This window comes from Cognatilysobacter terrigena, from assembly GCF_004361065.1.
Classification (GTDB): Bacteria; Pseudomonadota; Gammaproteobacteria; order Xanthomonadales; family Xanthomonadaceae; genus Cognatilysobacter; species Cognatilysobacter terrigena.
The window spans coordinates 199,973-219,509 of record NZ_SELT01000001.1; the positions used below are offsets into that span (position 1 = coordinate 199,973).

The 19,537-nt window shown below is 68.2% G+C and carries 23 protein-coding genes; 10 read left to right on the top strand and 13 right to left on the bottom strand.

The window, feature by feature from the left end:
* The first annotated feature begins 51 nt into the window (after positions 1-51).
* Both EVS83_RS00995 and EVS83_RS01000 read left to right on the top strand, forming a co-directional pair.
* Positions 52-537, top strand: coding sequence for a VOC family protein (locus tag EVS83_RS00995; protein WP_133498646.1), 486 nt, complete (start codon positions 52-54; stop codon positions 535-537).
* A gap of 177 nt (positions 538-714) precedes the next feature.
* Positions 715-2,760 carry a M13 family metallopeptidase gene (locus tag EVS83_RS01000; RefSeq protein WP_133498648.1) on the top strand — a complete coding sequence of 682 codons (2,046 nt, stop codon included), beginning with the start codon at positions 715-717 and terminating at the stop codon, positions 2,758-2,760.
* A 179-nt stretch (positions 2,761-2,939) separates the two neighbouring features.
* Here EVS83_RS01000 and EVS83_RS01005 read toward each other — a convergent pair whose 3' ends face one another.
* Together EVS83_RS01005 and EVS83_RS01010 are read right to left on the bottom strand one after the other, a co-directional pair.
* Positions 2,940-3,947 carry a DUF2272 domain-containing protein gene (locus EVS83_RS01005; RefSeq protein ID WP_166636738.1) on the bottom strand — a complete coding sequence of 336 codons (1,008 nt, stop codon included), beginning with the start codon at positions 3,945-3,947 and terminating at the stop codon, positions 2,940-2,942.
* 90 nt (positions 3,948-4,037) lie between these two features.
* A complete protein-coding gene (locus EVS83_RS01010) occupies positions 4,038-4,535 on the bottom strand; it encodes a lipocalin family protein (RefSeq protein ID WP_133498652.1) in 498 nt (165 codons plus the stop codon).
* Positions 4,536-4,759: 224 nt separating this feature from the next.
* Here EVS83_RS01010 and EVS83_RS01015 point away from each other — a divergent pair, with 224 nt between their 5' ends.
* Genes EVS83_RS01015 through EVS83_RS01025 form a run of 3 tightly spaced genes read left to right on the top strand, consistent with a single transcriptional unit; the run spans position 4,760 to position 6,628 of the window.
* A complete protein-coding gene (locus tag EVS83_RS01015; protein ID WP_133498654.1) occupies positions 4,760-5,317 on the top strand; it encodes a DUF3228 family protein in 558 nt (185 codons plus the stop codon).
* A 58-nt stretch (positions 5,318-5,375) separates the two neighbouring features.
* Positions 5,376-6,026, top strand: coding sequence for a glutathione S-transferase family protein (locus tag EVS83_RS01020; protein ID WP_133498656.1), 651 nt, complete (start codon positions 5,376-5,378; stop codon positions 6,024-6,026).
* Positions 6,023-6,628: a GAF domain-containing protein gene (locus EVS83_RS01025; RefSeq protein ID WP_133498658.1), complete on the top strand. Its 606-nt coding sequence runs from the start codon at positions 6,023-6,025 to the stop codon at positions 6,626-6,628. Before EVS83_RS01020 ends, EVS83_RS01025 begins: the two co-directional genes overlap by 4 nt.
* A 71-nt stretch (positions 6,629-6,699) precedes the next feature.
* On the opposite strand, the gene EVS83_RS01030 is transcribed toward EVS83_RS01025, so the two are convergent.
* The gene (locus EVS83_RS01030) at positions 6,700-8,091 is read right to left on the bottom strand and encodes an esterase-like activity of phytase family protein (RefSeq protein ID WP_133498660.1); all 1,392 of its coding nucleotides are present in this window, start codon (positions 8,089-8,091) and stop codon (positions 6,700-6,702) included.
* A 364-nt stretch (positions 8,092-8,455) separates the two neighbouring features.
* Here EVS83_RS01030 and EVS83_RS01035 point away from each other — a divergent pair, with 364 nt between their 5' ends.
* From EVS83_RS01035 to EVS83_RS01045, 3 genes are read left to right on the top strand one after another with little or no spacing between them, the layout of a single operon-like run.
* The gene (locus EVS83_RS01035) at positions 8,456-8,884 is read left to right on the top strand and encodes a helix-turn-helix transcriptional regulator (protein ID WP_208108661.1); all 429 of its coding nucleotides are present in this window, start codon (positions 8,456-8,458) and stop codon (positions 8,882-8,884) included.
* Positions 8,881-9,297: a VOC family protein gene (locus tag EVS83_RS01040; RefSeq protein ID WP_133498662.1), complete on the top strand. Its 417-nt coding sequence runs from the start codon at positions 8,881-8,883 to the stop codon at positions 9,295-9,297. Before EVS83_RS01035 ends, EVS83_RS01040 begins: the two co-directional genes overlap by 4 nt.
* Positions 9,298-9,317: 20 nt before the next feature.
* Positions 9,318-9,770: a DUF1801 domain-containing protein gene (locus tag EVS83_RS01045; RefSeq protein ID WP_133498664.1), complete on the top strand. Its 453-nt coding sequence runs from the start codon at positions 9,318-9,320 to the stop codon at positions 9,768-9,770.
* Between the two features lie 48 nt (positions 9,771-9,818).
* Here the strand turns inward: EVS83_RS01045 and EVS83_RS01050 are convergent, their stop codons facing one another.
* From EVS83_RS01050 to EVS83_RS01085, 9 genes are all read right to left on the bottom strand, one after another.
* Complete coding sequence (locus EVS83_RS01050; RefSeq protein ID WP_133498666.1) at positions 9,819-10,166, bottom strand: hypothetical protein; 348 nt, start codon at positions 10,164-10,166, stop codon at positions 9,819-9,821.
* Between the two features lie 103 nt (positions 10,167-10,269).
* Positions 10,270-11,571, bottom strand: a complete 1,302-nt coding sequence (locus EVS83_RS01055; RefSeq protein ID WP_208108650.1) for a PQQ-dependent sugar dehydrogenase — start codon at positions 11,569-11,571, stop codon at positions 10,270-10,272.
* The gene (locus EVS83_RS01060; RefSeq protein ID WP_133498668.1) at positions 11,568-12,002 is read right to left on the bottom strand and encodes a DUF2231 domain-containing protein; all 435 of its coding nucleotides are present in this window, start codon (positions 12,000-12,002) and stop codon (positions 11,568-11,570) included. The genes EVS83_RS01055 and EVS83_RS01060 overlap by 4 nt, the downstream gene beginning before the upstream one ends.
* A gap of 141 nt (positions 12,003-12,143) precedes the next feature.
* On the bottom strand, positions 12,144-13,034 hold the full coding sequence (locus tag EVS83_RS01065) for a sensor domain-containing diguanylate cyclase (RefSeq protein WP_133498670.1): 891 nt from the start codon (positions 13,032-13,034) through the stop codon (positions 12,144-12,146).
* 108 nt (positions 13,035-13,142) lie between these two features.
* Entirely contained in the window at positions 13,143-14,240 is a 1,098-nt protein-coding gene (locus EVS83_RS01070; protein ID WP_133498672.1) for an NAD(P)/FAD-dependent oxidoreductase, read from the bottom strand.
* Positions 14,241-14,340: 100 nt separating this feature from the next.
* Entirely contained in the window at positions 14,341-15,183 is an 843-nt protein-coding gene (locus tag EVS83_RS01075; protein ID WP_133498674.1) for a class I SAM-dependent methyltransferase, read from the bottom strand.
* 84 nt (positions 15,184-15,267) lie between these two features.
* Positions 15,268-15,609, bottom strand: a complete 342-nt coding sequence (locus EVS83_RS15530; protein WP_166636739.1) for a DUF2185 domain-containing protein — start codon at positions 15,607-15,609, stop codon at positions 15,268-15,270.
* 265 nt (positions 15,610-15,874) lie between these two features.
* Entirely contained in the window at positions 15,875-16,603 is a 729-nt protein-coding gene (locus tag EVS83_RS15535) for a hypothetical protein (protein WP_166636740.1), read from the bottom strand.
* Positions 16,604-16,722: 119 nt separating this feature from the next.
* Positions 16,723-17,367: a transporter gene (locus EVS83_RS01085; protein ID WP_133498678.1), complete on the bottom strand. Its 645-nt coding sequence runs from the start codon at positions 17,365-17,367 to the stop codon at positions 16,723-16,725.
* 47 nt (positions 17,368-17,414) lie between these two features.
* Here EVS83_RS01085 and EVS83_RS01090 point away from each other — a divergent pair, with 47 nt between their 5' ends.
* Entirely contained in the window at positions 17,415-17,729 is a 315-nt protein-coding gene (locus tag EVS83_RS01090; RefSeq protein ID WP_133498680.1) for a hypothetical protein, read from the top strand.
* Positions 17,726-18,643 carry a M14 family metallopeptidase gene (locus EVS83_RS01095; RefSeq protein WP_133498682.1) on the top strand — a complete coding sequence of 306 codons (918 nt, stop codon included), beginning with the start codon at positions 17,726-17,728 and terminating at the stop codon, positions 18,641-18,643. Before EVS83_RS01090 ends, EVS83_RS01095 begins: the two co-directional genes overlap by 4 nt.
* A 72-nt stretch (positions 18,644-18,715) precedes the next feature.
* Here EVS83_RS01095 and EVS83_RS01100 read toward each other — a convergent pair whose 3' ends face one another.
* Entirely contained in the window at positions 18,716-19,504 is a 789-nt protein-coding gene (locus EVS83_RS01100; protein WP_166636741.1) for an OmpA family protein, read from the bottom strand.
* Positions 19,505-19,537: the final 33 nt, after the last annotated feature.

Below are 19,537 nucleotides of genomic sequence, written 5' to 3' on the forward strand. Positions count from 1 at the left end.
CCCGCCCGGTGAGCGGCCATCGTGGCGTCCCACCCGCCCGGTAGCCCCGCCATGATCCCGAAGATCCGCCCCTGCCTGTGGTTCGATGGAAATGCCGAAGACGCCGCGCGCTTCTATGCGGAGACATTTCCCGATAGCCGCATCGATGCCGTGCATCGCGCACCGGGCGACTATCCGGCCGGGAAGCAGGGCGATCCGCTGGTGGTCGAGGCCACCATCCTCGGCATGCCCTTCATGCTCTTGAACGGCGGCCCGCAATTCAAATTCGACGAAGCGGTGAGTTTCCAGGTCGCGACCGACGACCAAGAAGAAACGGATCGCTACTGGAACGCCATCGTCAGCAACGGCGGTCAGGCGAGTGAATGCGGCTGGTGCAAGGATCGCTACGGCCTGTCGTGGCAGATCACGCCGCGACGCCTGACCGAATACATGGCCGCGGGCGGCGAAACCGCCGCGCGCGCATTCGGCGCGATGATGACGATGGGCAAGATCGACATCGCGACGCTCGATCGCGCGGTGCAGGGCGTTCCCGCCTGACGTTGCCTTCGCCGTGCAGCGGCACGCGGCATCGCCGTCGCGCGTCGTCATCTGAACCGTCGTTGTCCCGTGCGCGTCGCGCCTGGCTGCGCTGTGGCGGGATGTGACCTTCGGGGCTTGGCGCGGGCTGCGGACTTCGACAAAGTCCGCGCTTCATTCCTTCCCCCGGAGTGCCCGATGGGTCGCCTTGCGTCTTCCGTGCGTCTTGCCCTGTTCACCGCTGGCCTCGTGCTGTCCACGGGCGGCGCCGTCGCCGCGGGTACGCCGCAGGATTTCCTCGCTGCGCATCTCGACCGCTCGGTCGACCCGGGCGTCGACTTCTTCCAGTACGCGAACGGTGGCTGGCTGAAGGCGCATCCGATCCCGAAGTCGGAGTCGAGCTGGGGCATCGGCAACGAGGTCGACGACGAGCTGTACGCGCGGCTGCGCACCATCAGCGAATCGGCAGCGAAGACCAAGGCCGCCGCCGGCAGCGACACGCAGAAGATCGGCGACTTCTGGGCGACGGCGATGGATACGGCGAAGGCCGACCAGCTCGGCGTGCGTCCCCTCGACGTCGAACTCGGGCGCATCGACGCGATGGACACGACCGGCGCGGTCCTCGACGGCGTGTTCGCGCTCAAACCGATCGGCGTCGGCGCGCTGTTCCGCGTGGGTGTCGGGCAGGACAGCAAGGACAGCGCGACGATGGCGGTGCACGTCTCGCAGGGCGGCCTGGGCCTTCCGGAGCGTGACTTCTACTTCAACCCGGAGGCGGGCGTCGCCAAGCTGCGCACCGCGTACGTCGCGCACATCGCGCGGACTTTCGAGCTGCTCGGCCGCAAGCCCGACGATGCGAAGGCCGCGGCCGACAAGGTGATGGCGTTCGAGACCGCGCTCGCCCAGGCGTCGCGCAAGCTCGAGGACCTGCGCGATCCGGAGAAGAACTACAACAAGATGTCGCCGGCGGAGTTGACGTCGAAGTACACGCCGTCGATCGACTGGACCGCGCGCCTCGCCGCCTGGAACCTGCATCCGACCTACGTGATCGTCGGGCAGCCGGAGTTCCTGGCCGCCGAGGACAAACTCGTTCGCGAGACGCCGGTGAGCGTGCTGCAGGACTATCTGCGCTATCACCTCGTCGACAAGTACTCGCCCTTCCTCTCGAGTACGTTCGACGCCGAGAACTTCGACTTCCACGGCCGCGCGATGTCGGGCCAGCAGGAGCAGCGTCCGCGCTGGAAGCGTGTGCTCGACGAAGAGAACGACGCGATGGGCATGGTGCTCGGGCGCATCTTCGTCCGCGACTATTTCCCGGCGGCGTCGAAGAAACGCTATTCGGACATGGTCGAAGCGATCCGCACGACGTATCGCGACCGCATCGAACGCCTCGACTGGATGGGCGCCGAAACGAAGTCGAAGGCGCTCGCGAAACTGGCCGCGATCACGCCGAAGGTCGGCTATCCGGACAAGTGGAAGGATTACTCCGCACTGCAGGTCGGCCGTGATTCGTATGCCGCGAACGTGATGAACGCCGAGCGCTGGCAGTTCCAGGACAACCTGTCCAAGTTCGGCAGGCCGGTCGATCGCACCGAATGGGACATGACGCCGCAGACGTACAACGCGTACTACAACCCGTCGAACAACGAGATCGTGCTGCCGGCGGCGATCTTTATGGTGCCGGGCGTGCCGGACGCGAAGGTCGACGACGCGGTGGCGTACGGCTACGTGGCCGCGAGCACGATCGGCCACGAGATCACGCACGGTTTCGACGACGAAGGCCGCCAGTTCGACGCGAAGGGCAACCTCTCCGGCTGGTGGACGCCCGAGGACGCCGCGCGTTTCAACGCCGCGGCGCAGAAGATGGTCGACCAGTTCAACGCGTACGAGCCGCTGCCCGGCCTGCACATCAACGGCAAGGCCGCGCTCGGCGAGAACATCGCGGACTACGGCGGCGTGCTGCTCGGCCTCGAAGCCTTCGAGAAGACCGCGCAGTACAAGCAGGGCAAGTCGATCGGCGGCCTGACGCCGACGCAGCGCTACTTCCTCGGGTACGCGCTGGGTTGGATGAGCCAGCAGCGCGACGAGAAGCTGCGCCAGCGCCTGCTTTCCGACGTGCACGCACCCGCGAAGTGGCGCGTGCTCGGCCCGATGTCGAACGTCCCCGAGTTCTACCAGGCGTTCAACGTGAAGCCGGGCCAGCCGATGTGGCGCGCACCTGGGGATCGGGTGCGGATCTGGTGATGCATGAGGCTTCTGCGGATCGTGTCGTCGAGACGCGGTCCGCAGGAGCGCGATGCCCGGGCGCTTGCTGGCCGTCTACTCAGGCAGGCGTTCAAGTACGGGCGGACGACACGCGGCTCGATGACGTGTCGCACCTCGTACGCGGGGACGATTGGCTCGTCCGTTTAACGTAATGGCGACTATGGTGCCGGCGTCCGCTGCACGGGCTCCGTCGCGGGCGCCGGGCACCGCTTCATGTCGGGCGCCATCGGCAGCATGCAGACGACGCAGCACCTCGTCGGCGCCGTCGGCGTCAGCGGGCTCGTCGCGGGAACGTTCGCCGACGGGTTGAGCTTGAGCAGCGCGACCCAGTCCTGTCGATTGAAGTTGCAGGCGGACGGGTTGCCGGGATCGCAGTCGGGCTCGCCGCCGACGCGACGGGGCAGGGACCAGAACTGGCCGAGGCGGTTGAGCGGAAGCACACGCATCGTCACGCCTTGCAGCACGTTGCCGCCGACGAGGCGCGCGCGGCCGTTCGACGTCGAGACCACGATGTCGCAATGCATCGGCAGGCTGCCGGCGAATGGGCGGTCCAGCCATTGGCGGAACCCCTGCACGCCGAACACCTGCGAGGTGCGCGCGAAGCACATGAGGTCGCCCACCGCAGGCGCGACGGCATCGGGATCCGCGAGGCGATAGGGGCCGGTGTCGCCGTGCAGGAAGGCATCGCGCACGTAGTCGACGTGGCGTGCGGACGGCTGGAACCCCGGCACGCCCGCGCGCGTCATGACGTAGGACACGAACACCGCCGACCACGGGGTGTCGATCAGGAACGTGCGACATAGCGCCGATGCGACGTCGCCGCCCGCGCCGCTGCAATCCGCGCCGGCAGGCATCGACGACGCCGGCCACTGTGCGCCGCTGCCCTGCCAGTAGTTCGCGACGCGTCGCCACGCCGGCGTCGCGCCGTCGCGCAGACGAAGGCCTTCGGCTTCGGAGATGCGCAGGTTCGCGAGGCGCCCGTTCTCGTCGATGAAGGGCGCGTACCAGAGGTCGTGCTCCGCGCAGGCGACGGCGGCGATGCGCGACGCAGTCGTCCCGGTCGTCGACGCCGACGGATCCGCGCATACGTCGGCTGCATGCGCGCGCGCGGCGAACGCGGATGCGAGGAGAAGGGCGGCGAGGGCGCGGGTTCGCGAACGGGGCATGCGGGTCGGCGACGGCATCGAAGCCGTCGACGCTCGCACAGCGCGTGTTCGCATGCCGTCCATGACGTCGACCGTATGTCGGAAACTACGCTATGCGGTGCGACGGCCCGTATGCGGCGTCGTGATCAGCTTGGCGAGGTCGTAGCCGAGGCTGCGCGCGGTGCCGAGGAAGTCGTCGCGCGTGGCGGCATCGAGCGTGGGCTCGCGATGCAGCAGCCACAGGTACTCGTAGTCCGGGCTGCCGACGAGCGCGGTGCGGTAGGCGTCGTCGATGCGCAGCACCCAGTAGTCGCCCTTGGTGAACGGAATCCAGCGCAGGCCTTCCGGCAGGAACGTGACCCCCAGACGGCTCTTGTCGTTCGCATCGACAGGCTTGGCTTGGCCGATCGACTCCTGAAGCTCACCCTTGCCATCGAACGCGCGGTTCTGCACGCGCACGCTCCCGTCGGCGTCGAGGCTGTAGGTCGCGCTGACGTCGGTGTAGTCCGAGCGTTCGTAGCGCATGGGAAGACGTGCGATCTCGTACCACGTGCCGAGATAAAGGGTGAGATCGAGCGAGGCGACGGTCGGCGGTGCGGGACGGGACATGGGCAGCTCCGGAGCGGCGAGCCGCCGGTATAGAGGCGGGGCGGTGAATGGCGGGGCAAGGGATGACGGCAGCGAGCGCCACTTCGCCGTCAATGAATCCCGAGCATCGTGTGCACGCGATCGACACGTCGTGCGCGGATGTCGCTGTCACGGCGTCCAGCCAGCCCCTGCGCCACTGACGCCCACTCGCGGATAATCCAGGCGACCTCCGACGCGTCGTGGCCATGTCCATCGTTCTCACCGAATTCGCCCGCCCGCGACTGTTTCCGCGCGAGCCGCGGCGCAACACCATCCAGGACATCACGACCGAGCAGTTCGAGGCGCATCTCAACGAGGTGCCGCCGCTGAGGGTGCTCGACGGCTACGCGCCGTTCTGCAAGCTGCACGTGCATCGCAACTGGACATCGACGAGCTGTCTCGCCGTGCCGATCACCGACGACAATCGTCATCTGCTGCGCTCGGATTACGACGCACGCAACCGCGACGAACTCCCCGTACTGGTGCGCTGGTTCGAAGGCCTGGAGCCGCCGGTCGCGGCGTACCTGATCCCGATCCTCTACAGCCGCGAGCAGCTGGAGAAGGAAGGCACGCGCATCGATGCGGATTGGGGCGTCGTCGGCTGCATGTACACGGCCGAGCCTGCGGAAACGCCCATGGCGCCGATCACGATCATGCGCAATGCGCTGGGCGTCGAGGAGGGCGGCTCCGGCGTTCCGCTCGATCGCGAGGCCTACCTGCGCAGCGTCGAGTTCTGGCGCACGCACGCGAACTGGCGCGGCTGAAGGTAGATTCCTGCCATCGACCTGATGCCAGGCGCGTTACGCCCCCCGAGGATCCCGCATGTCGCTCGTCTTCTACGGCCATCCGTTCTCGTCGTACTGCCAGAAGGTCCTCATTGCGCTGTACGAGAACGCGCTGCCGTTCGACTACCGCGTGGTATCGGATCCCGATGTCGCGGGCGAATGGATCGCGTTGTGGCCGATGAAGCGCATGCCGGTGCTCGTCGACGATGGCCGCACGATCGTCGAATCCAGCATCCAGATCGAACACCTGCACCTGCATCATCGCGGCCCGGTGCCGCTGTTGCCGGACGATCCGGACGAGGCGCTCGAAGTGCGTTTCATGGACCGCGTGTTCGACCAGCACGTCATGACGCCGATGCAACAGCCGGTGGCCGAAGCGCTGCGGCCGGACGGCCGCGTGGAGGACGCGCGTCGTCGCTCGTCCGAGGCGCTGGAAGCCGCGTACGGCTGGCTGGAAACGCGCCTGAAGGGGCGCGAATGGGCGGCCGGCGACACGTTCAGCATGGCCGATTGCGCCGCCGCCCCATCCCTTTTCTACGCGGATTGGGTGCACCCGATCGGCGATGCGTATCCGACGCTGCGGGCCTACCGGTCCCGCCTGCTGCAGCGGCCGTCGTTCGCCCGGGCGGTCGAGGAAGCGCGTCCGTATCGCCCGCTGTTTCCGCTGGGGGCGCCGGACCGGGATTGACGCGGCAGCGCGGCAGGGTTCGCTATAGTCCGGCCGCGTTTTCCAGCGGGGCGGACCCTGTGACGGCGGTGAAGGCGGTATGCGACGCGAGTCTGGAACGGATTCGTTCCGGCGCTCCCGTCCTGGAAATTCTCGATGAGCTGGCCCGTGCGGCCGAGCAGGTGGCAGGCGACGGCGCGGCGTCGTCGATCCTCGTGATCAATCGCAGTGGCGTGTTGCGGAGCGCAGTCGCGCCGCAGTTGCCGCGCGAGTACACCGACGCGATCGACGGGCTGCGGCCCGACGCCGAGGTGGGTACGTGCGCGGCAGCGGCGGCCACGGGCGAAGACGTGTTCACGCCCAACTTCATGGAATGCGGCAAATGGCGCGAGCTGCGCCATCTTCCGCTCGCGCTGGGTTATGTCGGCGCCTGGAGCCGACCGATCAAGTCGTTGCTCAACGATCGCGTGCTGGGCACCTTCGGAACGTACTACCGCGATATCCGGCGGCCGTCGGCCGTGGAAATGGCGGCGGTGCGCGATCTGGCCATCGTCGCGGCCTGCGCGCTCGAGAATTGCGCGATCGACACCGAGCTTGCGCGTACGTCGGCGATGGCGTCCTAAGCGACGCTTTGGCGTATCGCGATTCATGCGTCACGCGGCGCGTCCGTGCGCCGCAGGAACGCGTTCCGATCTCAGTGCTCACGCGCCGCCACGTAGCCCGGCAGGTCCGTGCCGTCGAAGGCGAACACGTAGAACATGTTCGGGTTCGCCGCGCCTGACGGATGCCCGGCATCGGTGACGGACGGCAGGAAGTCGTTGTCGTTCGCGATGAACAGCGTGTGGCGCATGCGGCCGTCGACGCGCACGTCCGGGCCGAACGCGATGCCCTCGAGCTTGGCGGGGATATCGATGGCCGGGATGCCGTGCGCGGTCAGCGCCTGCACCACGTCGAGGAAGAGTGTCTTGGTCACTGCGCGCGGCGCGAGGTTGGCGGCGCCAGTGACGGCGTCGACGCTCGCTGCACCCGCGAGGTCGACACGATAGATGCGCTTGAACGCCGCCGGACTTCCATCGCCAAAGCCCTTGCCGTCGCGTTCGTCGATCAGCATTTCGTGGTCATTGATCGCGAGCACTTCGCTCACCGTCGGGTACTTCGGCTTGGCCGCCGTGCCGATGTTCGTCAGCGGATACGCGTACTGCCGCGTCGCGCGGCTCACGGTGTCGATGACGACGATGCGCACGTAAGGCGCGTTCGTTCCGCCGTCCTGCAGCAGCGGGCTCTGCATCGCGCCGAACAGCGTGCGGCCGTCGGGCGAAATGGCGAGTCCTTCCATGCCCTTGTTGGCGACGCGACCTAGAGTGTTGCGGGAGACCTCGGCGTCACCCACCGCGTTCTTGTGCGGCACCGCGAACGACGCGGGCAATGCGTAAGCGCGCGTGCGCAGGCCGGTCACGCGATCAAAACGGTAGACGAACGGGCCGTATTCGTCGGTGATGTAGACGCTGCGGCCGTCCGGCGAGACGCGAATGCCTTCGGGATCGAGGCGGCCATCGCGCGCATTCGTCGACAGCGCGTTCGCATCGAACGCATCGCTGCGGCCGGTGAAGTAGTACGTGCGGTTCTTGCGGTTGAGCGCGGGCGTTCCATCGGGCACGCCGACGTTGCGGCCGTCGCCGTACACGAGCGGCTGCGACGAGTGCAGCAGCGTGCTCGCGAGCAGGCGCGGCATCAGGCGCAGCGGCATCGCATCGCCGCGGCGCGCGGGCAGCAGGTCGAGCCGCAGCGTGTGGAAGCGCGGGATGTAGGTCGTGGTGTCGCTCACCGCGCTGTCGTACGGCACCACGTTGGGGCCGCGATCGGGCAGGGCGAGGAAGAAACCGTTGCCCGCATACGCAAGGCCCGATCCGATGCCGCCGAACAGGTTGCCGGCGACCCCGTTCTCCAACGGGGCGGCCGTGGCGGCGTTGCGGTCGCCGTCCTGCGCGCTCAGGCCGTCGATGGCGACGAGCCGGACTTCGGCGGACGCCGCACCGGCGGCGAGCAGCAGGGCAATGGCGGACGACAGGCGATGGATCGGGCGCATGGGCGAGCTCGGGTGGGGGATCGCGGGAGCGTCGTCTGCGAATGTTTCAGATCGACGCGCAGCGGATGACAGCGATGCGACACCGGACGCGCGGCGAGCGGCCGGACGCGATATGGTCCGGCGCAATGCGCCTTCTCCTGTTCCAGGTCGACGCCTTCGCGTCGCGACGCTTTGCGGGCAACCCGTCTCCGGTTGCGGGGCCGGAGTTCGTCGGTGGCGGGATGGTGGGTGCGTCGGCGTGCCCGAGCTTGAGCTGATGGCGCCGCGCGCTGTCAGATCGAGGTTGGCCGCCTCGGCCGATACGGGCACTGGCACGTCCGCCGACCCGCGCCTGCTGCGCCGCCTGCTCCGCGCGAAGGACCGCATGGACGCCGCCTCGCACGAGGCCTGGCCGATCACGCGGCTGGCGAAAGTCAGTGGCGTGTCCGAAGCCCACTTCGCACGCTCGTTCAGGGACGCGTTCGGCCTGCCGCCGCACCGCTACCTGCTCACGCGCCGCATCGAACGCGCGACGGCGCTGCTGCGCGATACCGACCTGCCGATCATCGACATCGCCCTGCAGACGGGCTGGAACAGCCTCGGCACGTTCGGTCGCACCTTTCGCGACATCACCGGCGAGAGCCCGACCGCCGTGCGCGAGCGCGTGCAGGCGATGCCGCAGCAGCGCGCGCCGGTGCCGGGGTGCTACCTGAGCGCGGCCGAACGGCCCGGCCTCACCATCGCAGTTTCGGAGAAGCGCCGCCGCGAGGCGCAGGCGTCTAATGGCGCCACCCACCACGAGGAATCGAAATGAGCCAGGGAGTTGCCGTCGTCGGTCTCTACGTCCGCGACCAGGACGAAGCGCTGCAGTTCTATGTCGACAAGCTGGGGTTCCGCGTGCACACCGACGCGCGCAACGGCGACTACCGCTGGCTGACGGTGCAGCATCCCGACCAGCCGTCGTTCCAGCTCGGCCTGTTCGCGCCCCAGGCGCCGACACTCGACGAAGCCACCGCCAAGGCGATGCGCGAACTCGTCGCCAAGGGCGCGATGCCGCCTCTGGTGCTCGTGGTCGACGACTGCTTCGCCGCCTGCGAACGCATGCGGGCGCACGGCGTCGAGTTCACGCAGGAGCCCGTCGAACGCTACGGCACCGTGGACGCCGGCTTCCGCGATCCGTCCGGCAACGGCTGGAAGATGATCCAGTCGCACCGCGCCACCGCCTGAGCCGCATCGAGGAGACGACCATGCACGCGAAGACGTTCTCGGACGTGCCGACGGGCGATGCGCCGTCGGCGTTGATCGACGGCCGGATCGCCGAACTCGGTGACTGGCGCGGCGCCATGCTCGCGCGCGTACGTGGCCTGATCCACGAGGTCGACGGCGACGTCGTCGAGGAGTGGAAGTGGCGCGGGGTGCCGGTGTGGTCGCATGCCGGCATCGTCTGCACCGGCGAGACCTACAAGGAGGTGGTCAAGCTCACCTTCGCGAAGGGCGCCTCGCTGCCGGACCCGTCGAAGCTGTTCAACTCGACCCTCGACGGCAATACGCGGCGCGCGATCGATATCCGAAAGGACGATCGTCTCGACGAGAGGGCGTTGAAGGCGCTGATTCGCGCCGCGATCGCGCTCAACGAGTCGAAGCCGGCACGCAAGAGCGTTGCGAAGAAGGCGCCTGCGAGAAAGGCGGCAGCGCGTTGAGGCGATGTCCCATCGGGCGGCGGCTTGTTCCGTCGCCCGATCGTTCCGTCAACCGAATGCAGCGGCGAGCACGCACAGGAAGCCGCCGATCGCGAGCACCGCGTGCCCGACGACGAGCCACGACGGCAGCAGTCGATCGTGCCATTTGTAGACGAGGCTCATCACTGCGCCGCCCCCGGCGGCAAGCAGGAGCAGTACGACCGCGAGCGACGCCAGCGGTGGCGCGCTGCCCGTCAGCACCGCATACAGCAGCAGCGTGAGACCCGACGCCGCGAGAAGCCCGTGCACCATCGCCAGCCACGCCGGTGGATTGCGCTTGCCGGCGAAGCGGATACCCGCCATGACGAGGCCCCCGAGCGCGGTGATCAGAAGGAGGATCGCGGCGGTCTGCAGCATGGTGCACCTCGGGTAGCGACGAAGGCCATCGTGATGGTCGAGGGTCGATAAGGGAGCAAACGGCGCTGCGCGAGCGTGAGAACGCACAACGCCGCCGCGTCGATCAACGCGCGCTGACGCGCCAGACCGTGTTGCCGACGTCGTCCGCAACGAGGAGTGCGCCGTCGCGATCCTGCGCCAGACCGACCGGCGCGCCGTAGAGCTGCTTCTCGTCCTTCGAATAGAAGCCGCTGACTAGCGTCTGCGGGAGTCCCGTCGGTCGCCCGTCCTTGAACGGCACGAAGACGACCGCGTAACCGCTCAGTGGCGAGCGGTCCCAGCTGCCGTGCTCGGAGACGAACGCGCCGCTGCGGTACTGCGGCGGAAGCGCGTTCGCTTCGGAGAAGTGCAGCCCCAGCGCCGCGACATGCGAGCCGAGCGCGTAGTCCGGCGCGATCGCCTTCCTGACGAGATCCGGACGCTGCGGCACCACGCGCCGATCCTCGTGCTGCCCGTAATAGCTGTAGGGCCAGCCATAGAAACCGCCCGGGCGTACGGACGTCAGGTAGTCGGGGACGAGATCGGCACCGATCTCATCGCGCTCGTTCGCGATCGCCCACAACTGGTGCGTCCACGGATTCCAATCGAGGCCCGTGGGGTTGCGGATGCCGGCCGCATAGATGCGGCTGCCGCCGGAGGCGACGTCCACTTCCAGCACGGCCGCGCGGCGATATTCGACTTCAAGGCCGTTCTCGCCGACGTTGCTGTTGGAGCCGACACCGACATACAGCTTCGATCCATCGGGACTCGCGAGCAGCGCCTTCGTCCAGTGATGGTTGATGGTATCGGGCAGGTCGGTGAAGTACGTGGCCGGCGCGTTGATGCGCGTTTCGCCGACATGGAACGGAAAACGCACGATCGCGTCGGTGTTCGCGACGTACAGCGCGTCGCCGATCAGCTGCACGCCGAATGGCGAATGCAGATGCTCGACGAGGACGTGCTGCTCCCACGGGCCCGACGCGGTGGGGCGAAGCAAGGTGATGCGATCGCCGCCTTTCCCGCCCTTGCCGGATTTCGCCTTGATCTTGCCGGCGATCCATTGCTTCGGCGTCGTCGTCGCTTCGGTGCCGGGGCCATTCGATTCGACGACGAGCAAGTCGCCATTCGGCAGCGCGAGCAGCTGACGCGGATGCTTCAGACCGTCTGCGACCTTGTCGATGCGCAGGCCCGCGGCCACGGTCGGCGCCTGACCCTGCGACCAGCCGACGCCGTTCGGCACCTGCATCGGTGGCAGCAGGAAATCGCGCGGCGACGGCAGCGGCGGCGCGCTGCCCGACTGCTGCGACGGGTCGAGCGATGCGCGGTTGCTGCAGGCCGCGAGCACCGAGACGAGCGAAACGGCCAGGAGCGTGCGTGCGCGGATCACGGCGTCACCTCCACAGTCGGGCGAGCGGTCGCAACGACGATCGCGCCGATCGCCATCAGCACGACGGTCAGCAAGGACAGCCACTCGCCTTCGGGCACCACGGCATAGGCATCACGGCTGTGCACGAACGCGTTGATGATGGCCGCAATGATCGCAACGACGTTGAGCCAGAAGTCGATGCGGTGCGCGCGAGTGAACGCGCGTCGCGAGGTGAACCACACCTGCGCGAGGTTCACCAGCCGCGGAATGATCGCGGCGAACAGGCCGATGACGATCAGCCAGGCGGCGGCCTTCGTCCACATGATCTCCGCGCTTCGCGCGTAAGTGATGTCGAAGATGAGCGCGGCGACGAAGCAGCCGAACGGAATCGGATTGAGCAGACCGTACAGCGCGTCCGCTACCGGCGAGCGGGACGAGGGGGAAGAACGCATGGACGCGGCCTCGGAGGGCGGGGGACATTACGGTGCGCGTCGACGCATTCGGCCGCGCGAACCGACCGCCGCAACGTAGCCAGCCCGATGTCCAGACCGCGTCAGCGGTCGGCGACAGCGACGTGCATGCCGCGTGAGTATTCAGTCCGGCAGCGCGGCGCCGATCGGCATGTCGGCCGCATGATGCGGACGCGTGCGCTTGATGGCGTACATCGCGCGGTCGGCCTGCACCAGCAGCGATTCCACCGAAGCGCCGTCGTCGGGGAAGCAGGCGGTGCCGATGCTGACGTCGAGCTGGATCGGCCCGTCCGGCAGTTCGAACGGTGCGCGTAGCCGGGTGCGCAATGCGTCGGCGACGTTGTGTGCGGACGCTGCATCCCGGCAACCGGGCAGCAGCGCGACGAATTCATCGCCACCGAACCGCGCGAGCAGGTCGCCTTGGCGCAGGCCTTCCAGCAGGCGATGCGCGGCGTCGCACAGCACGCGGTCGCCGGCGGCGTGGCCGCAGCGGTCGTTCGCCGCCTTGAAGCCGTCGAGGTCGAGATACAGCACCGCGAGGCCGGTGCCGGTTTCCGCTGCACGTTCGAGCGCGAGGCGAAGCTCGCGTTGCAGGTGGTAGCGGTTGGGCAGGTCGGTGAGCGCGTCGTGCCGTGCGAGATGTTCGAGCTCGGCTTCCTCGCGACGCAGCTCCGTCACCTCGCGTCCGATCGCGACGCGCACGCCGTACTGCGGCAGCCACCGCGCGGACCACTGCACGTCGACCGCGCGTCCGTCCTTGCGCAGGTAGCGGTTACGGAAGTGGCGCTGCAGCGTGCCGTCCATGATGCGTTGCGCGGCCGCGAGCGTCGCCTCGCGATCGTCGGGATGCACGAGCTCGATCATCGCGCGGCCGACCACGTCGGATGGTGCGTAACCGAAGATGCGTTCGTAGGCCGCGCTCACGTGGAGATATCGACCGTCGGCGTCCACCACGCAGATCGCGTCCGGCAGCAGGTCGAGGATCTCGGTGAGCGGAGGCATCGTTGCGGTCATGGCCTTCCCCTGAAAGGCGGCCGCGTCCTGCGCCGTTTCCCCCAGTATGCGGCGGCGCGCTACGGCCGCGCGCTGCCGTCGATACCGGCTGTCGCACGGCGGAGGCCGTTAGGCGCGACGCTTGTGGAAGTAGACCTGCTCGGCCGCCCAGCGCAGCGGCGGCGAATGCAGCAACAGGTCGAACGGCCAGTCGAACTGGAGGCGGTCGTACGCCCAGCGCAAGGCGCGCTTCGTGCGGAACCGCGGCGCCGCCTCGACGGCGACGGCTTCCGGCTGCGGGCCGCCATCGCGCACGTGCGCCGCGATCGCGCATCCCACGGCCCAGCCGTGCTCCCACGCCGAATGGATGCCGCCCGCGGTGACGGGCGACACGATGCCCGCCGCGTCGCCCACGAGGATGGCGCCGTCGCGCGCCATGTCGAGCACCGGTCCGCTGCAGGGAATCAGGCCCGCACGCGTCGCGCCTGGTTTGAGGTGGCGCGGCAATCCGCCCGCGTGGCCGACGCGCAACAGGAAACCTTCGATGTCCGGCACGCGCGCGTGCTCGGGATCATGGCGCAGCGCGAGTCCGGCCTGGATGCCCGTCGGACTCTGCGCGATCCATCCGATGTAGCCGGGCGCGTAGCGCTTGCTGATGAAGCAGTGCAACGCGTCGGGCTGCGCCAGCCGCGCGCCCGGAAACTCGTATTCGACGCCGTAGAGGAACTGCCGCACCTGGCCGAGTCCGCAGCGTTGCGCGACGCGCGAGCGCGCGCCGTCCGCACCGACGAGGTAGCGCACGCGGCCGACGCCGTCGACGTCCCATCTGCCGTCGACGGGACGCGCATCGGTGAATGCGCAACCGAGCCGGAGGTCCACGCCGTGCGCGCGCAGTTCGTCGGCAAGCCAACGCATCACCGATGGAGTGTCGGTGGTGAGGAAGTAGTAACCAGGTGCCGCCAGCGCGACCTGCTTGAGGCTGGGCGCATACAGCCGCACCTGCTCGATGCGGCGCGTCATCGACGGCGGCAAGCGGTTGAGCAGCGTCTGCTCCGCGGCTTCTTTCACGATGATGCCGGTGGTATGCAGCTTCGCGCCGGGGTCGCGCTTGCGCTCGAGCACGACGACGCGCAGTCCGCGCTGCACGGCCGCCAACGCGCACGCTGCGCCGGCGAAACTGGCGCCGACGATGACGAGGTCGACGTCTAAATGGGTGGAGTGGGACATGCGGCCGCGCTGGAGGACGATGCAACGAGCGTGCGGCTCGCGTGCAAAGCCCCGATGGGCGACGCGTGAAGCGAACTTGAAGTGGAGCGAACGCGCCCGATCAGCGCCTCACGCCGAACACGCCGTCCAGTGCCGGTTCCGCTTTGAATCCCGCGGCCTGAAGTCGCTTCACCACTTCCTTCGGCACGTCGCGGCCGCTGGTCAGCGCGTTCGGCGAACCGGTGTAGTGGAACAGGCGGCCGCCGCGACGGATGACGCGCGCGAGCTCGTTGTAGAACGCCTGCGAATAGAGCTCGCCGGCGATGCCGAAGCGCGGCGGGTCGTGCAGGATCGCGTCGACGGAGGCGTCGGCGATCTCGATGATCGCTTTGGACACGTCGCCGTGCGTGAGTTCGAGCCGCCCGCCGGCCTCCGGTGCATCAGGATCGGGCGACCAGGGGTTGATCGTGCGCAGCCACAGCACGTCTTCGTTCTTCTCGAACGAGCGGATGCGCGCAACGCCGGCATCCAGGCAGCACGCGGCGAAATAGCCGAGGCCGCCGCAGGTGTCGAGCACGACCTTGCCACGCGGCTCGACGAGCGCGACCTTGCGACGCGCATCGTCCAGTGGCGAGGCCTTCGACGTCGGCAGCATCTTGATGCCGTCGATCTCGAACGTCGGCACGCCCCAGTCGGTGGGAACGAGCTTGATCAACGAGCCGGCGTAGCGCGACACGGCCGCGAACTCGTCGCCGTCCCAGTAGTGGATCGTGCGGTCCTTGAGTCGGCCCGGGTACGGATAGGCGGCGCCGTTCCACGTCCACTGTTCGGGCGCGAGCATCGCGGTGCCCGTCGAACGGCCGAGGTCGAGCGAGCCGATCCATTCTCGTGCGCCGGCATCGCGCGCGCGCAGCAGCGCGTCGGCGTCGGGGCGGGTGAGGAGCGGGCCGGTGTAGCGGGGCATCGGTGTCGGTTAGCGCAGCGGGAGCGACACGATACCGGCAACGCGATGCGCGACGTCGCGAGTCGCCTCGAAGCGCGCGATCGATCAGCGCAGGCCCACCGAACGCCAGGCGACCGCTTCGACGAAACCTTGCGTGGCCTCGTCGCGCTCCAGTGTCGAACCGATCGGCTGGAACAGCCACGGCACGATGCTGGGATCGAACGCCGTGATCGCCTCGACCGCGTAGATGCCGAAGCAGTCGGGGTCGACCATGTCGGCGTCGTCCTCGTCGCCGGAAAAGAAGCGCCAGCCGGAATCGCCGGGCCAGACCGGGTGCGAGCGGTACATCCAGCGGATCGGCGCGCGATCGACCATCACCCGGTGGCTGGCGATGCAGCCGCCCAGGTCGGTGACATGCGGAAGAAGTCGTCCTTCCGGCAGAAGCACAGCCCGCCCCCGAATCGGTGGTGTCCCTAGCTTGCTGCGTCCGCGTTGCCTGCAGATTGCGGCTCGCGCGTCGCCCCCGGCCCAGTCTGGCGTAAACGTCCGCGGCGGTTTAGGCAGATGAGGCTTGAAAGCGGCTCTGCCCGACGAGCGGTGTCGTGGGACCGGTGAGCGTGAAGTCTTCGGCACGGCAGGGCGGCCTCGCCCGCTTTTTCCAGGCTTGCGGTCTATCGGGCATCTGCGCATGTGCGCCGGTCCGATAGTCTGGTCAGGCGCGGACCACACCGGCATTCGAGACGGTCGGCGCGACGTCCTCGTCCCCGCTGTCGTCCGCTTCGCAGTCGGCATCCTCGTTCTCGCCGAAGCCGATCCTCTGCACCACGGCGCTCGCCAGCGCCTTGCGTGCGACCGGATCGTACGCACGCGTGCAGCGCAACTCCGTGAGCACGTTGAAGTCGCCGTTGGCCGCCGTGAGCGCGTGGACCCAAGCGTTGACCTGCCGCTGCGCACCCGGGCTGAGCGGATCCGAGGCGCCCGCGACCGCGATGAAGTTGTTGGCTGCGACACCCGGAAACACCGCCTCGAAATCCGGTTGCCCGTCGGCTCCGCACGTCGACGCCAGGCACAGCACCTTGTACTCCGCGCGAGCGCCGACCAGTTGCTCGAGTTCGGCATACGTCAGCGGCGCGCCCGCGCGCACGACGCGCTTGCGATGGAGGACGGGCGTGAGGTCGACGCTGCACGCCGGGCCGTCCAGTTCGACGTTGATCCAGACGATGGCGCGATCGGCCGTCTCCACGTCGACCGTGCAACCGCCAACGGTGTAGGTGGACGTGGTCGCCGTGGCGTCGTCGGGCTCGCCAGCGACGCGTTCGAAGATGTCGAGGCGGCGGCCGATGTTGTCGGCGTCGAGGATGCGTGCGAGCCGTTGGGCGTCGGACAGCCTGGTGACGTTCGTGCGCGACGGCTTCTGCGCACGCGCGGCCGGCGCCGCCACGGGCGTTGCATCGCGCCCGCACGCGGCGAGCAGGAGAGACGCGACAACGGGCAGGGCAACGCGACAAAGCATCGGCAGGGACGACGGGACGGACAGATGCGCAATGGTAGGCCGCGCGCTCACAACCCGCCGCCCCATCGGTACTGCCAAGCGATACCGACAGCGTCGAAATCGCTGCCCGTGCGCGTCACCACGCCGCTGCTCGCGGTGAACTTCACCGAGTTGCGCCGGTTGACCGGCATCGCGAAAACGAACCCGATGCGCGCGTTGCGCTGCAGGTCGTTGTTGACGCGTCCGTTGACGTCCGTGCGCCCGCCGGTGAACCACGTCGCGTCCAGCGACAGCCACGTGCCGGACGCGAATCCGTAGATCGCATGGCCCTGAAGCGCGTACACCGGTCGTTGCGAGCGCACGTTGTCGCCGAGGAAGCGATCGTTGTCGCCGAACAGCGTCGCGGCCGCCTGCACCTCCAGCGTCCACGCGCCCCAGGCTTTCGACACACCGATCTCCGGCTTCACCGACCACCGATGGCTGCTCACGTTGACCAGTCGCGTCGCGTCGTACTGACCCCACGGCGGCGCGACCTGCAGGCTCACGCCGACGATCAGATCCTGCTTCCGGCCGTGGAACTCGCGGGCATCAAGCGCGGGCGCGCCGTAGAGATTCATCGACACGCGCAATGCCGGGCGCGCGAAGCCGCTGATGTCGCGCGACACGGTATCGCCCATGAACCGCGCGGTGCCGTCGATGTGCGAATACGGCACGATCGCGTCGAATTTTCCGGAGCGACCCAGAGGTCGAGCGTGCGCGCATGGGCGAGCACGACGGTCCGGGTGTCCAGATGCGCGTCGTCGAGCGGCACCGACGGATCGAACGAGAGCCCGCCGCGCGCGAGCACGTCGCCGACGATGACGAAGTTCACGCCGACGGGCGCGTTCGAATACGCACGGGGCTCGATGTCCTGCGCGAGTCCGGCGCGCGTCCACATCGCGGCGAGCGCGAACAGGACGACGACGGACCGGCGCCGCGCGTCCATCACCGTGAACCGCGCCGGCCTGCCGGAATCGACGCGGCACGCGGTGCTAGAGTCGATCGACAGACCGCAGCAGGAGCATCGTCGACATGAGCAACGCGCCGTATCCGATCGGCACGCCGGGACAGCCCTGGGGCGAACCCGAATTCGCCGCGTGGCGCAGTACGCAGAGCCGCAAGCGTAGCTATGCCGGCGAGGTCGTCAGCGTCATCGACCGGTTGCGCGACCGCTTCGACGTCGAGCAGTACGGCACGCTGGACTACGACGGCGAGACGTTCCCGTTGCTCGCGATCCGCAGCCGCGACTGGCGCGAGGATCTGCCGGTCGCGTTCGTCACCGGCGGTGTTCATGGGTACGAGACCAGTGGCGTGCATGGCGCGCTGCTGTTCGTCGAGCGCCATGGCGAGGATTACGCCGGGCGCATCAATCTGCTCGTCGCGCCGTGCGTGAGCCCATGGGCCTACGAGCGCATCCATCGCTGGAACCTGCATGCGATCGATCCGAACCGCTCGTTCCGCGTCGATGGCAAGGCCGACGAGTCGACCGCGTTGATGCGGCTGGTCGCACCGCTCCGCGATCGCGTGCTGGTGCACGTCGACCTGCACGAAACCACCGACAGCGACGAGAGCGAGTTCCGTCCTGCGCTTGCCGCGCGCGACGGCAAGCCGTTCGAACCGGATGGCGTGCCCGATGGCTTCTACGTCGTTGGTGACACGGCGAATCCGCAGCCGGAATTCCAGAACGCGATCATCGCGGCCGTCGCCGGGGTCACGCACATCGCGCCGGCCGACGCGAACGGACTGATCATCGGCTCGCCGGTGGCCGCTCATGGCGTCATCAACTATCCGTTGAAGCAGCTCGGCCTGTGCGCGGGCATCACCGATGCGCCGTACGTCACCACCACCGAGGTCTATCCCGACAGCCCGCGCGCGACGCCGGAGCAATGCAACGAAGCGCAGGTCGCGGCCGTTCGCGCCGCGCTGGATTACGCGCTCGCGCATCGCTGAGCGCGTCAACCGCCGAACGCGGAACGCCCCACCGGAGCGGGGCGTTCCAAGGGAGTCCATCGCGGCCAGCCGTTACTTCGCGCCGGCGTTCACGCCCTTGTCGACGACGAGCTTCACCGTCACCTTGCGCGCGTTCGCGTTGCTGCCCGTGCCCGCATGCGCGGCGACGCCCATGCCGTCCGGTTCACGCACGCGGCCCGGCATCAGTCCGCCCTTGGTCTGCAGGTACTGCGCGACGGCATGCGCACGCGCGATGCTGAGCCGCTCGTTCTTCTTCGCGTCACCGGTCGAATCGGTAAAGCCCTGCATGACGACTTGGTAGCCCTTGGTTTCCTTCGCCTTCTTGGCGAGGCCCTGCAGGTCCGTCTGCGCCTTCGCCGACAGCTTGCTGCTGCCGGTATCGAACAGCACGTCCACTGTCTGCAACGCTTCGTACGTGCCGAAGTCGTTCATGCGGTTGTGGATGCCTTCCATTTCCTTGCCGGTGCCTGCGCGCACCTGGCGGGCGGTCTTGAGGTCTTCCGACGTGAACGAGATGCCGGTCGCATGCTGCTCCTTGCCCGTGGCGACGAGGTCCGCGGTGATCGTCAGGCCCGGCAGCAGCGCGCCCTGTTGCGACTTCTCGTAGACCACGCCGGTCAGGCCCTTCTTCTGCTTGTAGGTGGTCTGCGGCGTCACCACGATGTGGTGGTCGACCTTGGCGTCGTCGCGGACGGTCACGTCATTGCCGTTGATGGCGATGATCCAGCCCTTGATGGTCGACTTGTCGCCGTCGGCAGCAAACGCCTGCGTCGAGGCCAGCAGGGCGACGAGCGCGGCGACAAGCATCGTCTTTCGATTCGAACGCGTTGCGGAAGTCATGGCGATTGCCTTCTGGCGGAGTCGGGGAGGCGT

What these genes read in the sequence shown, in the direction of transcription:
- EVS83_RS01100 (WP_166636741.1), bottom strand. Translation starts at nt 19,504, where the DNA reads ATGACTTCCGCAACGCGTTCGAATCGAAAGACGATGCTTGTCGCCGCG.
- EVS83_RS01000 (WP_133498648.1), top strand. Translation starts at nt 715, where the DNA reads ATGGGTCGCCTTGCGTCTTCCGTGCGTCTTGCCCTGTTCACCGCTGGC.
- EVS83_RS01005 (WP_166636738.1), bottom strand. Translation starts at nt 3,947, where the DNA reads ATGCCCCGTTCGCGAACCCGCGCCCTCGCCGCCCTTCTCCTCGCATCC.
- EVS83_RS01015 (WP_133498654.1), top strand. Translation starts at nt 4,760, where the DNA reads ATGTCCATCGTTCTCACCGAATTCGCCCGCCCGCGACTGTTTCCGCGC.
- EVS83_RS01040 (WP_133498662.1), top strand. Translation starts at nt 8,881, where the DNA reads ATGAGCCAGGGAGTTGCCGTCGTCGGTCTCTACGTCCGCGACCAGGAC.
- EVS83_RS01035 (WP_208108661.1), top strand. Translation starts at nt 8,456, where the DNA reads ATGGACGCCGCCTCGCACGAGGCCTGGCCGATCACGCGGCTGGCGAAA.
- EVS83_RS00995 (WP_133498646.1), top strand. Translation starts at nt 52, where the DNA reads ATGATCCCGAAGATCCGCCCCTGCCTGTGGTTCGATGGAAATGCCGAA.
- EVS83_RS01090 (WP_133498680.1), top strand. Translation starts at nt 17,415, where the DNA reads ATGGGCGAGCACGACGGTCCGGGTGTCCAGATGCGCGTCGTCGAGCGG.
- EVS83_RS01095 (WP_133498682.1), top strand. Translation starts at nt 17,726, where the DNA reads ATGAGCAACGCGCCGTATCCGATCGGCACGCCGGGACAGCCCTGGGGC.
- EVS83_RS01010 (WP_133498652.1), bottom strand. Translation starts at nt 4,535, where the DNA reads ATGTCCCGTCCCGCACCGCCGACCGTCGCCTCGCTCGATCTCACCCTT.
- EVS83_RS01045 (WP_133498664.1), top strand. Translation starts at nt 9,318, where the DNA reads ATGCACGCGAAGACGTTCTCGGACGTGCCGACGGGCGATGCGCCGTCG.
- EVS83_RS01050 (WP_133498666.1), bottom strand. Translation starts at nt 10,166, where the DNA reads ATGCTGCAGACCGCCGCGATCCTCCTTCTGATCACCGCGCTCGGGGGC.
- EVS83_RS01065 (WP_133498670.1), bottom strand. Translation starts at nt 13,034, where the DNA reads ATGACCGCAACGATGCCTCCGCTCACCGAGATCCTCGACCTGCTGCCG.
- EVS83_RS01020 (WP_133498656.1), top strand. Translation starts at nt 5,376, where the DNA reads ATGTCGCTCGTCTTCTACGGCCATCCGTTCTCGTCGTACTGCCAGAAG.
- EVS83_RS01030 (WP_133498660.1), bottom strand. Translation starts at nt 8,091, where the DNA reads ATGCGCCCGATCCATCGCCTGTCGTCCGCCATTGCCCTGCTGCTCGCC.
- EVS83_RS01060 (WP_133498668.1), bottom strand. Translation starts at nt 12,002, where the DNA reads ATGCGTTCTTCCCCCTCGTCCCGCTCGCCGGTAGCGGACGCGCTGTAC.
- EVS83_RS01070 (WP_133498672.1), bottom strand. Translation starts at nt 14,240, where the DNA reads ATGTCCCACTCCACCCATTTAGACGTCGACCTCGTCATCGTCGGCGCC.
- EVS83_RS01075 (WP_133498674.1), bottom strand. Translation starts at nt 15,183, where the DNA reads ATGCCCCGCTACACCGGCCCGCTCCTCACCCGCCCCGACGCCGACGCG.